At 62.7% G+C, this 13,420-nt stretch carries 9 protein-coding genes and 1 pseudogene; 5 read left to right on the forward strand and 5 right to left on the reverse strand.

Annotated features, from left to right (window positions below):
• Window positions 1-6,806 (reverse strand): peroxidase family protein (locus tag AB4118_RS30925; protein ID WP_441493329.1); only part of this gene is annotated, 6,806 nt, incomplete at its 3' end.
• A 564-nt stretch (window positions 6,807-7,370) separates the two neighbouring features.
• Between AB4118_RS30925 and AB4118_RS30930 the strand changes: the two genes are divergently transcribed.
• Window positions 7,371-7,616 (forward strand): hypothetical protein, encoded by a 246-nt coding sequence (locus AB4118_RS30930; protein ID WP_441493330.1) that lies wholly within the window; start codon window positions 7,371-7,373, stop codon window positions 7,614-7,616.
• 621 nt (window positions 7,617-8,237) lie between these two features.
• Window positions 8,238-8,510 carry an HU family DNA-binding protein gene (locus AB4118_RS30935; RefSeq protein ID WP_441493331.1) on the forward strand — a complete coding sequence of 91 codons (273 nt, stop codon included), beginning with the start codon at window positions 8,238-8,240 and terminating at the stop codon, window positions 8,508-8,510.
• A gap of 372 nt (window positions 8,511-8,882) precedes the next feature.
• Here the strand turns inward: AB4118_RS30935 and AB4118_RS30940 are convergent, their stop codons facing one another.
• Entirely contained in the window at window positions 8,883-9,557 is a 675-nt protein-coding gene (locus tag AB4118_RS30940; RefSeq protein WP_441493332.1) for a response regulator, read from the reverse strand.
• 776 nt (window positions 9,558-10,333) lie between these two features.
• On the opposite strand from AB4118_RS30940, the gene AB4118_RS30945 reads away from it, so the two are divergent.
• Window positions 10,334-10,717: a response regulator transcription factor gene (locus tag AB4118_RS30945; RefSeq protein WP_441493333.1), complete on the forward strand. Its 384-nt coding sequence runs from the start codon at window positions 10,334-10,336 to the stop codon at window positions 10,715-10,717.
• Here AB4118_RS30945 and AB4118_RS30950 read toward each other — a convergent pair.
• Together AB4118_RS30950 and AB4118_RS30955 are read right to left on the reverse strand one after the other, a co-directional pair.
• A complete protein-coding gene (locus tag AB4118_RS30950) occupies window positions 10,622-10,873 on the reverse strand; it encodes a hypothetical protein (RefSeq protein WP_441493362.1) in 252 nt (83 codons plus the stop codon). The two genes, AB4118_RS30945 and AB4118_RS30950, sit on opposite strands and share 96 nt — an antisense overlap.
• A 44-nt stretch (window positions 10,874-10,917) precedes the next feature.
• Window positions 10,918-11,253 (reverse strand): hypothetical protein, encoded by a 336-nt coding sequence (locus AB4118_RS30955; RefSeq protein ID WP_441493363.1) that lies wholly within the window; start codon window positions 11,251-11,253, stop codon window positions 10,918-10,920.
• A 74-nt stretch (window positions 11,254-11,327) separates the two neighbouring features.
• Here AB4118_RS30955 and AB4118_RS30960 point away from each other — a divergent pair, with 74 nt between their 5' ends.
• Entirely contained in the window at window positions 11,328-11,594 is a 267-nt protein-coding gene (locus AB4118_RS30960) for a hypothetical protein (RefSeq protein WP_441493364.1), read from the forward strand.
• On the opposite strand, the pseudogene AB4118_RS30965 reads toward AB4118_RS30960, so the two are convergent.
• Window positions 11,535-11,654 (reverse strand): annotated as a pseudogene (locus AB4118_RS30965) (hypothetical protein); the annotation flags it as partial. The gene AB4118_RS30960 and the pseudogene AB4118_RS30965 sit on opposite strands and share 60 nt — an antisense overlap.
• 140 nt (window positions 11,655-11,794) lie before the next feature.
• On the opposite strand from AB4118_RS30965, the gene AB4118_RS30970 reads away from it, so the two are divergent.
• A complete protein-coding gene (locus AB4118_RS30970) occupies window positions 11,795-13,381 on the forward strand; it encodes a methyltransferase (RefSeq protein WP_441493334.1) in 1,587 nt (528 codons plus the stop codon).
• The last annotated feature ends 39 nt before the right edge of the window (window positions 13,382-13,420 follow it).

Raw genomic sequence — 13,420 nt, forward strand, 5'->3', positions numbered from 1 at the left:
TTACTGCCACCGCCGCCAGTCGATCCGCCGGCTGCAGCTGGTCCGGTCACGTGCATTTCATCCTGGGCACGCATGCCAACCAGATGGTCGGAGCCGCCGCCCGTATTGAGCACGACGTGGTGGGCCGATTCGAGAGCCGTCACGTCGACCGTGTCGTCACCTGTGCCGGAGTTCACCGTGATGGTGTTGAAGCGCAGATCCGAGGGGGTCAGGTTGCCGACCACGAGGACGCTGTCATTGCCGCCACCGGTATTGATCGAAATCTCTTCGATCTGATCCAGCTCGGCCACGACCGAGGCCGTACCCKTGCCGTTGCGGGTGATCACGATATCCGTGTTGGCATTGAGATCGCTGGCGAGATTGCCTGCGACTTTCAGCCACTCGAACCTGGAATAGATCGAGAAGACCTCGTCCGAATTGTCGCCGGTGATGCTGAAGGCATCGCCGACCGTTCCGTTGGCCCCGCCATTGACGACATCGCGRCCATCGCCGACCCGCCAGACGATGGCGTCGTCACCRGYGCCGGCATTGATCGTATCGTTGCCCCCGAGGCCGAAGATCAGGTCGTTGCCAGCCGAGCCGGTGATCGTCGTCCCGGCTGCCGTTCCCAACTGGGTGGTGTAGGCCGTCGCGCCGAACTGAACCTTTTCGATCGTCGTCAGCGTGTCGCGGCCATCGGCATCGCTTGTAATGGTCAGCACGCCSGCRTTKGTCGTGGTGAGGGTATGGTCGAGCACCGATCCGGTGAACACCGCCGTGTCCGTGCCGKYGCCGCCGGTCAGTGCGTTGTTGCCGGCATTGCCGGTGAGGATGTTGTCGCCGGTATTGCCAGTCGCGCTGACATTCGCGGTTCCCGTCAGCGTGACGTTCTCGACATTGGCGTAGAGTGCGAGGTCGAGATTGACCGCTCCGGTCACCGTATCGATGCCGCCGGCAGCGCCTGCAGCCTCGATGACCTGGTCCCGTTGAGCMGCCGTGCCKGCCACATCGTCGATGACATAGGTGTCGTCGCCGGCACCGCCGGTCATGACGTCGCCCGTAGTGTTGGGATTGGCGCCGCCATCGAGACGATCGTTGCCTGCGCCGCCGTTCAGCGTGTCGGCACCGGCCCCGCCGCTGAGCACGTCGTTGCCCTGTCCACCGGTCAGCGCGTCGTTACCGGCCCCGCCGCTGAGCGCGTTGTCGTTGGCATCACCGGTGATCGAGTCGTTGCCGCTCCCGCCGATGAAATTCTCGATATTGGCGATCGTGTCGGAAGTTGCGTTCGTGGTCCCCGACCCCGCAACGACCGCCGCGGTTGCGCCGTTCAGCGTCACGGTCAAAACCGCCGTTGCCGCCGAGTAATCCGCGGTGTCGATCCCGGTGCCACCATCGAGGACGTCGCGGACGGTGTCGACACCGGCGACCAGCGTATCGTTATCGGCGCCACCATTGAGCGTATCGGCGCCGGCTCCGCCATTCAGGACGTCGTCACCTGCCAGGCCGTTCAGCGTGTCGTTGCCCGCCAGGCCGTTGATCAGGTTTGGATCGGCCGTGCCGGTAATGGTKTCGWTCCCACCGGTTCCGACCCGGGCGACGATCTGGGAGGTCACCGACTCGGCAAGCCCGTCACCATCGATATAGCTGACGATCACCCGRTAGAAATTGGCGTCGTTGATGGTGCGGTTGGCGTTGGCCGTCGGCWGCCCGGCATTGGTCCAGGGKCCYGTTCCGGTTGCCGAGGTCTGCCATTGGTAGCGGATGGTGTTGGCAATGCCGTTGGCGTCGACGATTCCAGCGGTGCTGGCCGTCAGGACATTGGTGCCGGTGCTGGTGATCGTCGGTGCGCCGCTTGCTCGTGCCAGCGACACATCCGTGAACGTTCCGGTCGGAATGCCATTGGCATCGAAATTCGTGAACCGCGCGAYCTCGATATTCACGAGCGTGTCGGTGCCTTCGTCGTCGATCAACGGGATCTTGATGCCATCTGCCCCGAGGACCGGTGCCACGACAGTGTCGACGACTGTCACCGTGCCGTTGGCATTGCGCGCGAGGGTGAAGTCGGCGCGGCTGCCGTGGAAGACCGCCACGTCGGTATCGGTTGCCAGGGCGCCGTCGGAGATGATCTCGCGCACCGCTTCGAGCTGGCCCGGATTGATCTGTCCGGTTCGCATCAGGTCGGCGACCGATTTTCCGTCCCAATTGGCATTGCCGGTCCCCGAGATGAGGGTGGTCAAGCCATCGACCGTGAACAGCTGGGCGCTCGCCGGGTCCTTGGTGGCATGCACCGAGATCCGGACATTGAGCCAGCGGTCGCCATCGATCAGATCATTGCCGGCATTTCCAGTGATGGTGTCGCTGCCGGCACCGCCGAGCAGGATGTCGCCACCATTGCCGGGGTCGAAGACAGTGGTGTCGGGAGCGAGATCGCGGAAATGCGAGCCAGGGACCGCCATGGCCGCGACGGTCSCCGCCGATTGTCCGATGACCGCACCGGRCGCCAGCTTGATGAAGTCCTCGAGCCCGCGGATCAGGTCGACGTTCTGGGACAGAAGCTTGCTGTCCGTCGCGGGGCCATTGACCGGGCCGGTTCCTGCACCGACAGCGCCGACCGGAAAGCTGGTCCCGATCAATGTATCGTTGTGCTTCCAGCCCGAGGCRCCTTCSACCGAGTCGTTGCGGTCCCGCAATGTCAGCGCGAGCTGATTGGCGAAGCGCGAGATGCCGAGATCGATGACGCCGTCGGTTTCGTCTCCCTTCTGAATGGACCAGTCGAAGCCCAGCATGCCGTTATTGCGCTGGATTCCGGCGCCCTGGACCATGATGTCGTCGCCGGACTCGCCATCATAGTCGGTGTCGTTGCCCTGGCCGTTGAGGATGTCGTGTCCGATGATCGGCGAGTTGAAGAACAGGTCCGAGTTTTCACCCGACAGWCCGTCAAAACCCTCGCCTCCCTCGATCCAGTCATCSCCTTCATTGCCCATCAGTCCGTCGGGCGCGGAACCGCCGAGAATGAAGTCATTGCCCGGGCCGGCGAAYACTTCCTTGGCGTCCGTGACGCCCATGATGAAATCGTTGCCCTCGCCGCCGAACATGAGGGTGAGGCCCGCATCGCTGGCGATCACGTCGTCACCGGCTTCGCCGCGCAGGAAATTGTCCCCGAACGGATCCTCGATGATGTCGTCGCCGCCGCCGCCGAACACCTGGTCGGATTCCATGCCGGCATTCAGATAGTCATTGCCGTCATCGCCCCAGAGGGTGTCGATGCCCTTGTCGCCATACAGCCTGTCATTGCCCTCGGTACCGCCGAGAACGACGTGTTCACCGCCGGAGAACTGCAGGATTCCGCCATCGAAGATCGGCTTGCCATCCGCATCGAGAACCGGCTGACCGTTGGCATCCAGGCGGGCCGTCCCTTCGACCCGGTGAACCTTGGGATCGATGCCTTGCACGAAAGGATCGGAGTGCACGGGATCGAGCAGGCTGCGATCGGCTGGATCGGTCCCGTCGCGCGCGGCAATGCCGCTATAGTTCTCCTGACCCGCCAGCTTGTCGAGCTCCAGGATCATGTCCGGAACCGACATGAGGTTGCCCGGAAGATGCGTCGAATGGAGATCGCCCAGGTCGGTATTGCGCATGACCAGGTCGGTGAACGAATTGGGCTCCAGCAGGTTCAGCAGGTTCATGCCCTGCGTGCGGCTGAGGTAATAGAACCGGTCKCCGTTCTGCAGGTGCTCCAGCTGATATTCGAACACGAAGTTGAACGTCGAGCCGAGCTGGCCGCCGAACTCGTTGATCTCCTCGGCCAGACCGCCGATCCACAGATCGACATGGTTCAGTCCGCCAAGGCTGTCGTCATGGGGACCGGCGCCGTCCGCCGCATAGAGGCCGGTCGCGTTCAGGAAGTCGAGGCGGTCAGCCGGAGCATGAATCGTATGCGCCAGGACCGGCGGCTGCATGGCGGCATTCGCTGGCACGGTCTGATCGGTGCCGAGCACGATGGCCATGGCGGCTGCACGCTTGCCCTCCGAGGTCGTCTCGGCGGCGATCAGCGGATGGGTGCCATAGGCTGCGATGAARTTGACCACGGATAGCGGGTGCTTGATGTGCTGRGTGAAGTCGGCCCAGCTGGTATAGGGCTTGAGGTCGGCGCCGCCGGTCGTGGCGTAGATTTGAGCGCGCGCGTCGTTCAAGCTCGGRATGCCGGTGTCGCGAGCCCGGGCGAGGTTCAASGCGGGAAGATCGAGCGGCAGYCCGAGCAGATTGTTCCGCAAGGCTTCGACGACGAATTCGTCGATTTCATTGCCGACCGAACGAGACATGCCGCGGATGAGCGCACCRGTCGCCACCTCGTCGCTGAATCCGACRGGGSYCCCAAGGCTATCCCGGACGACGCCGCCGGCGGTGAATTCCTGCGGATTGAGGAAGGCCTGGATCAGGCCGACCTGCTGCGCATCATCGGCCGAAGCGTTGTCGCTGTTGACGAGCGAGAGATCATTGTCGAGCCGGTCCACGGTATCGACCAGCATCGAATGGCCGAARCGATAGACGGTGTGGGCAAACTCGGCGACGATCGCCGGATTCAGATCGGCCGAGTTGGTGAAGACGAACGGATCGACATTCGGCTGAATGCGSCGCGCGAACTCCTCGAACACGAGATGCTGGTATTGCATCTCGGTGACGAAGCGGGCGGCCTGGAACAGACGCTCGCCATCCCAGTCCAAKGCATCGATCGCCGCAGCCTTTGCSAACGGGTCGGTCAGCGCGTTGATGGCATCGAGCTCGACCTGACTGATCGCCGTCCGGGCGTTGTCGGGATCGGCGGCGAGCCATTGATTGACGATGGCCACGTCGCCGGAGGCGATGATGGTGTCCTTGTTCGCCTCGACGAGGCGATTGTGCTCGGAATGGAAGATCGTGTGAACCGCGGTCAGCCCGATGTTCTCGTTGCCGCGGCCGTCGCCGGTCAGGAAATGCGAGTTGAGCAGTTCATCATCGTATTGAAGATTATGGCCCTGGCCGTCATCCGGGACGGGGTTCCCGACAATGCTGTCGGCGTCGGGCTGCAAGACGCCGCCGATCACCACCGGTACAGCAGTGTGCGCGATGTCGTTGAGGAAKGCATGACCGGTACCGATCACCTGGAAGACGGTTGCTGTCGCCCCCGGCAAGGGAACGAAACCTGCCGGCAGGTCGCTCGGAAGGATGTGGTGAATGTCCAGGCCGCCCGCCTTGCCCTCGACGGCAACCGTTGAAATGCGGGTCGTCACCCCGTCGTTTTCAAACACATTGACCATGACCTGGGCATAGCCATGCGTGCCCGGCGTGAACTTGCCATAGGCGTCGACGACGAGTTGCGGGACGTCGAGGACATCGGCGTCGTTCAACTCCAGCCCCAGCTTCTCCGCCGCCTGCGCCTTCACTTCTGCCCAATTTGCAATGCCGCCATGGACGCCATTGAGCAGGTGGCCGGTGTTCACGGCATGCGTGTCCGCGATGCCATCATTACCGACGGCGTCCACGCTGAACTTGTACTCCCGCAGGAAAACCTGATGCGAGGCGCTGGAGGTGTAGGTCTGGTTCTGGTCAACGAACGGCGTCGTCGTGTTCTGGGACTCGGTTCCCAGCGGATTCGGGTTGCCATTGGCGTCGAAGGGCGTCACCCGCGACAACGTCATGAAGCGGAATTCCGGCGCAAGGTCGTCCGCATTGCCGAGGATATGGTCCGGGCCGGCGATCAGCGGATCGTCGGCCTGGAGCGGGATGTAGATCGTGCCGTTGCTGCCTTTGGTGACGAGGTCGAGGCCGTGATCGAAGAACTGGCCGAAGAACGTCATCCAGGCGCTGTTTGGAGGCGAGAGGCCGACGTCGGGCGAACGGTCCTCGATCAGGATCGAACCATCATTGGACAACTCGAGACCGGCATCCGCGATGAGATTGACCAGGTGCTGGCCGGCCGGGTCGGCCACGGCCTGGGAGAGCGCCACCGCATTGGCCGCTGCAGCGGTCGCCAGGCCCTGGGCGGTGCCCTCGGCAAGGACGACCGTATTGAATTCGGGAATGGTGACGCCGTCGCCGACGGCTCCCTGCACSGCCGTCACGGTCGCCACGAAGGTCGTGAGGGCGTTCACCTGGGCCTGGGCGCTGGCAATGTCCGCGGCTTCGGCAGCCGTGCCGGGCGCCTGAAGCGCAGCCAGGACGCTGGTTGCTGCCGCAAGGGCGGCCGTCGCCGCCGTGACGGCGTCGCCTGCATTCGTCGAGACGTCGACGACGCCATCGGCGGCCACGTCGGCGCGAAGCGCCGTCAGGCTCGCAAGCGCGCTGCTGATCTGGGTCTGTACAATTCCCGCAGCCGTCACGGCCTGCCCGTAAGCTAACGCCGTTGCCGCGGCGAAGGGAGCAGCCGCGGCAGCCGCATCACGCGCGGCCAGGATCAGATCGGCGGCGGCTGCCGCGACGGAAGACCCTGGCGTCAGCGAAATACCACCGGCCGCCGCACTCCTTTCGAGCGCCGCGATCAGGGCAGACCTGTTGGTCAGCGTCTGATCGACGATCAGGTTCGAGATGATGCGAGGGTCGGCATCGGCGACGCTGTGGACGTTCACACCCGGCTGGTTGCTCGAGGTGGTGATGGTGGGGTCGTAATTGGTATTGGTGACGACCGGTGCTCCGGGGGGGCCGAGCGGCATCATGTCGCCATCGGCATCATTGATGTAGGTCGGGGTCAGCAGCCGCGGGAAGATTTCGTCCGCAGCGCCAGCCTGGCTCTGACCTGGAAGGAGATGATTGTTACTGCCATCGACCGTTCTAAGGCCGATTGGCAGCAAGGATGCATCTTGACCGATAATATCGACAAGACTTTCACCCGCAACGTTACGCTCTGCAACCTTAATTTGCTCAAGAATCTTGTTCAGATCGGCGAGGTTGACAACAAACTGGGCGTTTGAATGTCTCGCCGCGCGCTCGACGGCTAGGATGCCGTCAGGCGCCGGTTCTATCGCAGCATTGTCCAATCGTTCGGCTCCCGGGCAATGATGAGTTGAGTGGCCGCGCAGGCGCTGACGAGCCACTTTCTTGACTCGGAATGCGGCTAGCTCCTGAGACAGATCGGAGGCCATTCCTGCAACCGTCATGAACGTGGCGCCGATATCTTGGATGCTCGTCGGGTGGCGAAGGACGCCAAGGACGGAAGCGGGGACCTCCATGTCGCCCGAGCCGCGGTCGAAGCTGCCAAGGTTGCACTTGGCGAGCGAGGCCCAGTCTAGCGGGACGACGACGGCGGTTCTGAATTTATTCGGCCCTTGGCCAAGAACACGCCGGCAACGTGAGCGTCTCGATTGAGCAAGTCGGTGGAGAAGGCTAAACGCATGGGAGTGGCGCAGGAGGGCGGCATGCAGAAGTTCGACGCCGCTGTGGGGCTCCTGGGCACCGCGGGCTCATTGTCGATCGACCTCCCCCTCGAACCTCTCATGCTAAACGAACGCCTGTTTGACATCGGGCTTTGGTTGATTGAACGCGAAATTCCTCATCATGCTCGCATCGTCATGCAGCCCGAGCACCGACGGATCCGCGTAAGTTTTCCCGATGCGGAAGACGCAACGGCTTTCAGGGAGCGGTTCGGCCCGCGTTTGAACTAGAGGACTAGAGGGTATTCCTAAGCTCGCGCTACAGCGGCACCTGCCGCGGTTTTCCATTGTTCATGATGGAAGTGGTGCGTTTCCTTGGCTTGGCCGCTTTCTCACTGGACGACCACGCACGGGCGCCACCCCTCCGCGAGTACGCCGAGGCGTTCGCTATCAAGGTCGGGCTGGAGTCCATCCCGCTCAGCAACGTGCCTACTCATGAAAAAGCAGCGACGACCGCGGCCGGCGTGCCTCCCGAGCGGGCGACGGCGATGGATCCTAGGGTAATCCTGGCGGCTCTGTGACGCCCCGGCGCCTGCCGATTTATACGCCGATATGCGCGCTGGCAGGCTCTATCCAGGAGAAGGCGAGTTGCCATTGGTGGAGCTGCTTGCCGAGATCTCAAAAAAACGTCGAGATCGAAGTCGAGGCGCCGAATGCGCATTTGCAGGGACTTCCCGATGAGGCGCGCTCCCGTATGGTCCACGATGGAACCAAAAGGTATTGGCTAAGGCGAACGTTTAGAGCCACCGACACACGTCACCAGGGGCTGGCCTCCCTCCTGCGATATCGACGGACCTTGCATATCGGTATCGCTGGACTATGTCGGGATTCCCGAACTTAGATGGATTTCCGATGACTAAGAACGAACTCATTGCAGCCATTGCCGAAGAGACCAATAAGTCGAAGGCTGATGTTGGAGCGATCCTCACCTCTCTGGCTGCTGTCGTATCGAAGACGCTCAATGAAGGTGACGATGTCACTCTAGGCGGAGTCGGCAAGCTCTCCGCGGCGAAACGCGATGCTCGTCAAGCCCGCAACCCCTCGACTGGGGCGATGATCGAAGTTCCGGCCAAAACGGTTGTGAAATTCAAAGTTGCCAAGGACCTCGCTGAGACCGTTGCCTGAGACAGCACACGCCCCGCTCGATCTAGCGGGGCGGGGAGTGACCTTGGACGATCCTGGCCGCTTACCTGACGTTAGATGCGGAGGGCATTCCTAAGCTCGCGCGACAGCTAGTGAAGTCCATTGGTCTCTTCACGGTGTTAGAGAAACTTCTGATCGTGACATAACACTACGCCAGGGTGTCAATCTGCTGGCGATCCAATTCCTGCTAAAGGCGCAGTTTCCGATTTACAGCGCCCGGTTTCGCCTGCGGTCTGCTCGGTATTCCCGCATGCGGATTTAGATCGATTAGTGAGCGGTACTCGTCATTGTCTCAAACTTGGCCCGCTCCCTGCCGATACCCCCTCAACTGTTGCCGGCAGGATTCGGCGGCCGTCACGGGCCGAACCTTGTAACAGTCGGCATGCTCGCCCCAGCAACTAGCTTTTGCGCAGCAATCATCGCCTCCAGGCGCGTATGGGCATTCAGTTTGGCCATCAGAGTGGTCATGTGGCCCTTGACGGTCTTGTTACTCAGCGAAAGCTCGCGCGCGATCTCGCCGTTCATCTTCCCGCAAAGCAGAAGTCTGACGATCTGCTCCTCCCGGACGTTGAGCCTGTTGCAGGCCGCCTTCTGTCGTTCGAGGGCCTTGTCCTTCAAGGCGGAGATCAGCTTGGTCGCGAACGAGGGACTGACATAGACATCGTTCTGCTGCGCGCATTGAAGGGCCTGAATGAGGTCGTCGCCCGGGCCGCCTTTTAGGACATAGCCCTTCGCCCCGACGTCGAGAGACTTGATCGCATCATCGGTGCTGGCCGAGGCCGTGAACACGATGATCTTCGTCTTGGGCGAGATCCGGGATGCCTCCGCAATCGCCTTGAAAACATCCCCCGCCATGCCCAGATCGACGATCATATCATCGGGCTGATGGGTGCAGGTGATCGCGACGATATCGTCCGCAGCATTCCCGGTCGCGGCGAGCGCGAAACCGCCCCGTCGTTTCAGCAACGCAGCGATCCCCTCCACCAACATCGGGTGATCATCGACTATAGCGATCGATCGGTCCGCCATGGTCCTGCCCCATAGATTTATCGCCCCAAATCAATATTGGCTACTTCTGTCGTGAAATTTCATTGTCATATCGTCGCATGACGAATTGTACTTATAGATACCTCTCACAAAACTATCCTTTCTCCCGAAAAGCCCAAGGAATGGCCCCCTCAAGGGTGAAAGTGCTTTTGGTCAGAGTGTGGCTGAAGTTCTGATTGCCGGCGAACGCCGCAAGAATACGAACTGCGGCTTGATCAGAAGGACTTCAGTACGCACGCGACACAGGCACCTGGCTATGAGTTGCAAGCTAGCGAACGCGAAATGACGCATCGATGACGCCCAGTTAACAGAATTGTCATTTTCGCGGGAACCGAAGAGGAGGTTTTATTCTGTCCCAGAACTGCGCTTTGAAGCAGCGCAGTACAGCCCTGAGGCAAGCGCATGGTTTTCGCAGGCGAACGACGAGACTAACCACTCCCAAAGTTCGTAAAGCGCGCGGTTCATTTTGTGCTACAGTGGCGGAGCATTTCGCAATCCCCTCGAGGCCCATCTTGCAGGCCAAGGTGAAGAATGCGCTGCCGTCCGCGATAACCTCCTCGCTCAGCATTATCCCCGGAGCTTCAAGCGCGTTGAGCCAGTCTTCGGAGAATGCCTGACAGGCTTTCGAGGCGGGTCGCCCTCATCCCCCCGCCACCCATCGGACCCTCTCGGATCGACCGAGCCTCCGACTATGCGGGTGGTGTACTGGCCCAACGGTCAGGTCGATAACCAGCGGGAAAGGCCCCATATTTTGCCCTATGGCCCAAGGTTCAACTTGGATCGCTATCGTGGACGACGATCCGTCCGTGCTGAAGTCCTTGTGCCGGACGCTGCGAGTTCATGGGCATGACTCCAGGACCTTCAGTTCGGCCCGCGAATTTCTGACAACCCTGGCCGAAGGAGCACCTGCTTGCCTCATTCTGGACGTGCAAATGCCAGGGATGACTGGCGTCGAGCTTCACCGTCACCTGGTGAAGAGCGGCATCCATATTCCGACAATCGTGATTACCGCACGTGGAGATGCTAGTGTTCGCGAAGCGTTCGGATCAGCCGACATCATTTCGATCCTGTTGAAGCCCCTGAGGAACGCTGCGCTTTTCGACGCGATCGCCGCTGCACTCGGTTCCCATCTCTCCACGTGAGATTGCATCGACAGGAGGAGCGGAGATGGCGCTCTCCCTTTTCGACCAGGCTTTGCGACGGATTTTTTCGCACTGAGCAAAGATGCCGGAGGTCACCTGATAGACCTTACTCAAATGCTCACACGCGAACTGCGCACCCCGGAACGGGATCGCCATGTTAGCGCTCCTGTTCCGGATGAGGTCATCAGCCTCCGAGCCCGTTAGATAAACAGCGGATCGGTGGAGAATGGCGCGGGCGCCGGGCCGAACAGGAAATCATCCTGGTCGAGGAAAACCTCCTGCCCGAAACTCTCGAAGATCGTGATCTGCCCGCGGTTCGAGGTGATCGTCGTCTGGAAGTCCTCGTTGACAATCGAGAGATCGGCGAATTGCAGCCCGCTGCCGCGCAGGTCGAACAGGTCGGAACCATCCTGGAAGCCGGAGACGGTGTCGCCGAAGAAGCTGCCCTCGGTGCTCCAGCGCCCGGTTCCGCTGTAGACGAAGAGGTCCTGCGCATTGTCCAGCTCGAAGCCGAACTCGTCGCGCCCGGCGTCCATCTGGTCGTCGGCCGCACCGCTGATAGCCGATCCGAGCCGCCGCCTCCGCTCATGCCCGAGCCGACCGCACCGGCATGCAATTCATCATTGCCGGCATCGCCCTGCACAGTGTTGTCGAAGTTGTTGAAGGAGGTGTCGCTGCCGAAGAGGACGTCGTCGCCCTCGCCGCCCGAGGCCACGCCGCCGCCATCACTCGTCGCCAATGTCAGCCGGTCGTTGCCCGCCTCGCCGAACAGGTTGTCAAAGCCGCCCGGGCCGCCATCGAGAATATCGTCGCCTGCCCCGCCATGGATTTCGTCGTTGCCGCCAAGGCCGGTGACCTCCCAGGCGGGAACTGGTAACGAGCGTAGGAAATCGGCTGCATGCCACTGTCCTACCGTGGCAGGCTCAGATCGCACCATTCCCGTGACAATGCCCGCTGGCCATATGGTTGCAGTTATCCTGTTCGCAGGCTCAGTATGATCCGCTCTGCCTGCCAGGCGACGCGGGGGCTGCAATACCCGTTGGGCGGCCGGCACGGTGTAGGTGACGAGGGGGGCGGATGAGCGTAGGCGACCCAGCGTATCCAAGCCCTATTGCCGAGAACGATGGACCCGGCGGCGATGCCAGCGATTATGACGGCTTCCCATATCTCTCGCTGCCGATCGCCTACACGCATCCTGCCGCGCTCGGCGCGCTTGCGGCCCTCCACGGTCTCGACGCTCCTTCGGCTGAGCCGGCGCGCGTGCTGGAGCTCGGCTGCGCGTCGGGGGGCAATCTCATCCCGATGGCCGCTCGTTTCCCGCGCTCACACTGCGTCGGCATCGATCTGTCGTCCCGGCAGATTGCAGACGGGCGCCGCAGGATCGCTGCGCTGGGCCTTGGCAATATCGAGCTGGTCGAGGCCGATCTCGCCAATTCCGGCAGCGCCCGCGGACATTTCGACTATGTGATCTGCCACGGTGTCTTCAGCTGGGTCCCGGGGCATGTGCAGGACGCGATCCTGCGCGTGATCGAGGCGTCGCTTGCCGATAACGGCATCGCGGCCGTCAGCTACAATGTTCTGCCGGGCTGGCATCTGCGCAGCCCCGTCCGCGACATCCTGCGCAGTCAGGTCTGCGGCCGGGGCTCGCCGCGGGAGCGCGTCGAGCGGGCCCGCGCGGTCCTCGAGACCCTGCGGAAGGCGACCGCCGGAGGTTTCGCTTTCGGTCAGATCACGCGCGCGGAAGCGGCACGCCTGCTGCGGATGCCGGGTTCCTATTTGCTGGGCGAGTTCCTGACCGAACATAACGCACCCTGCTCGTTCGGCGACTTCATGGAGCGGGCGGCCAGGCACGGCCTCGGATTCCTGTGCGAAGCCGACCTTGATGCCGATGCCCGCGAACTGCTTGCGCCGGACATGCGGCGCCGGATTGCGGAACTGGCGGTGCAGGACCCAATCGGGGCGGGCGGGCTGCTCGACCAGTATGGCGGCAGGCCGTTCCGGCGCTCGCTGCTCGTCAAGGCAGGCGCGGCCCGCGCAATCCGCGCGCCGACGCTGGCCGATCTCCGCCGTCTCCATATCTCGATGCGACTCGAGCGGACGGCGCCAACAGCAGGCGAGACGGCATCGTTCAAGGACGCGCGGGGGCGCCGGCTGGGAACCAGGGTCGCGGCTGTCGCGCAAGCGATGTCGCGCTTGGCCGACGCATGGCCGGGCACGCTCCCGGTCGCGGAACTCGCTTCCGGGCAGGAGGGCCCCCGGGTCGCGCGCGTGCTCATGAGCCTCATCCATGAAGGCCGGGCCGAGCCCTCCTTGTTGGCGCTCTGCGTCGGTCGGAAAGATGCCGCACGCCCCGTCGCCTGGCCGCTGGCGCGAGCGGAGGCTGCCTTCGGGCTTCCGTCCGTGACCGGATTGCGCCACGTCGCGGTTCACCTATCGAAAATGGGACGTGCGATCACCGCACGGCTGGACGGCACGATGGACAGGGCCGTGCTGGCCCAATGGCTGGCCGGCGAGATCGCCGCCGATCGGGGCCAGTTTCACGAAACGGAGGGGCCTGCATCGTGGCGGGATGAGCAGGCATTGCTTGCGATCGCCCGCCGGCATGTCGACAAAACGATCGGCCATCTCGCCAGCGGCGCAGTACTCCTGCCGGAGCCGCGATAGGAGGCGAGCAGGAGGCACCGCCGCGCAGCGGCGGGCAGC

This window comes from Allobosea sp. 2RAB26 (assembly GCF_052115465.1).
GTDB lineage: Bacteria > Pseudomonadota > Alphaproteobacteria > Rhizobiales > Beijerinckiaceae > Allobosea.

Excerpts from the sequence above, each read along its gene's own strand:
- AB4118_RS30955 (WP_441493363.1), bottom strand. The coding sequence starts at position 11,253 with ATGGACGCCGGGCGCGACGAGTTCGGCTTCGAGCTGGACAATGCGCAG.
- AB4118_RS30950 (WP_441493362.1), bottom strand. The coding sequence starts at position 10,873 with ATGGCGATCCCGTTCCGGGGTGCGCAGTTCGCGTGTGAGCATTTGAGT.
- AB4118_RS30960 (WP_441493364.1), top strand. The coding sequence starts at position 11,328 with ATGCAATTCATCATTGCCGGCATCGCCCTGCACAGTGTTGTCGAAGTT.
- AB4118_RS30935 (WP_441493331.1), top strand. The coding sequence starts at position 8,238 with ATGACTAAGAACGAACTCATTGCAGCCATTGCCGAAGAGACCAATAAG.
- AB4118_RS30930 (WP_441493330.1), top strand. The coding sequence starts at position 7,371 with ATGCAGAAGTTCGACGCCGCTGTGGGGCTCCTGGGCACCGCGGGCTCA.
- AB4118_RS30940 (WP_441493332.1), bottom strand. The coding sequence starts at position 9,557 with ATGGCGGACCGATCGATCGCTATAGTCGATGATCACCCGATGTTGGTG.
- AB4118_RS30945 (WP_441493333.1), top strand. The coding sequence starts at position 10,334 with ATGGCCCAAGGTTCAACTTGGATCGCTATCGTGGACGACGATCCGTCC.
- AB4118_RS30970 (WP_441493334.1), top strand. The coding sequence starts at position 11,795 with ATGAGCGTAGGCGACCCAGCGTATCCAAGCCCTATTGCCGAGAACGAT.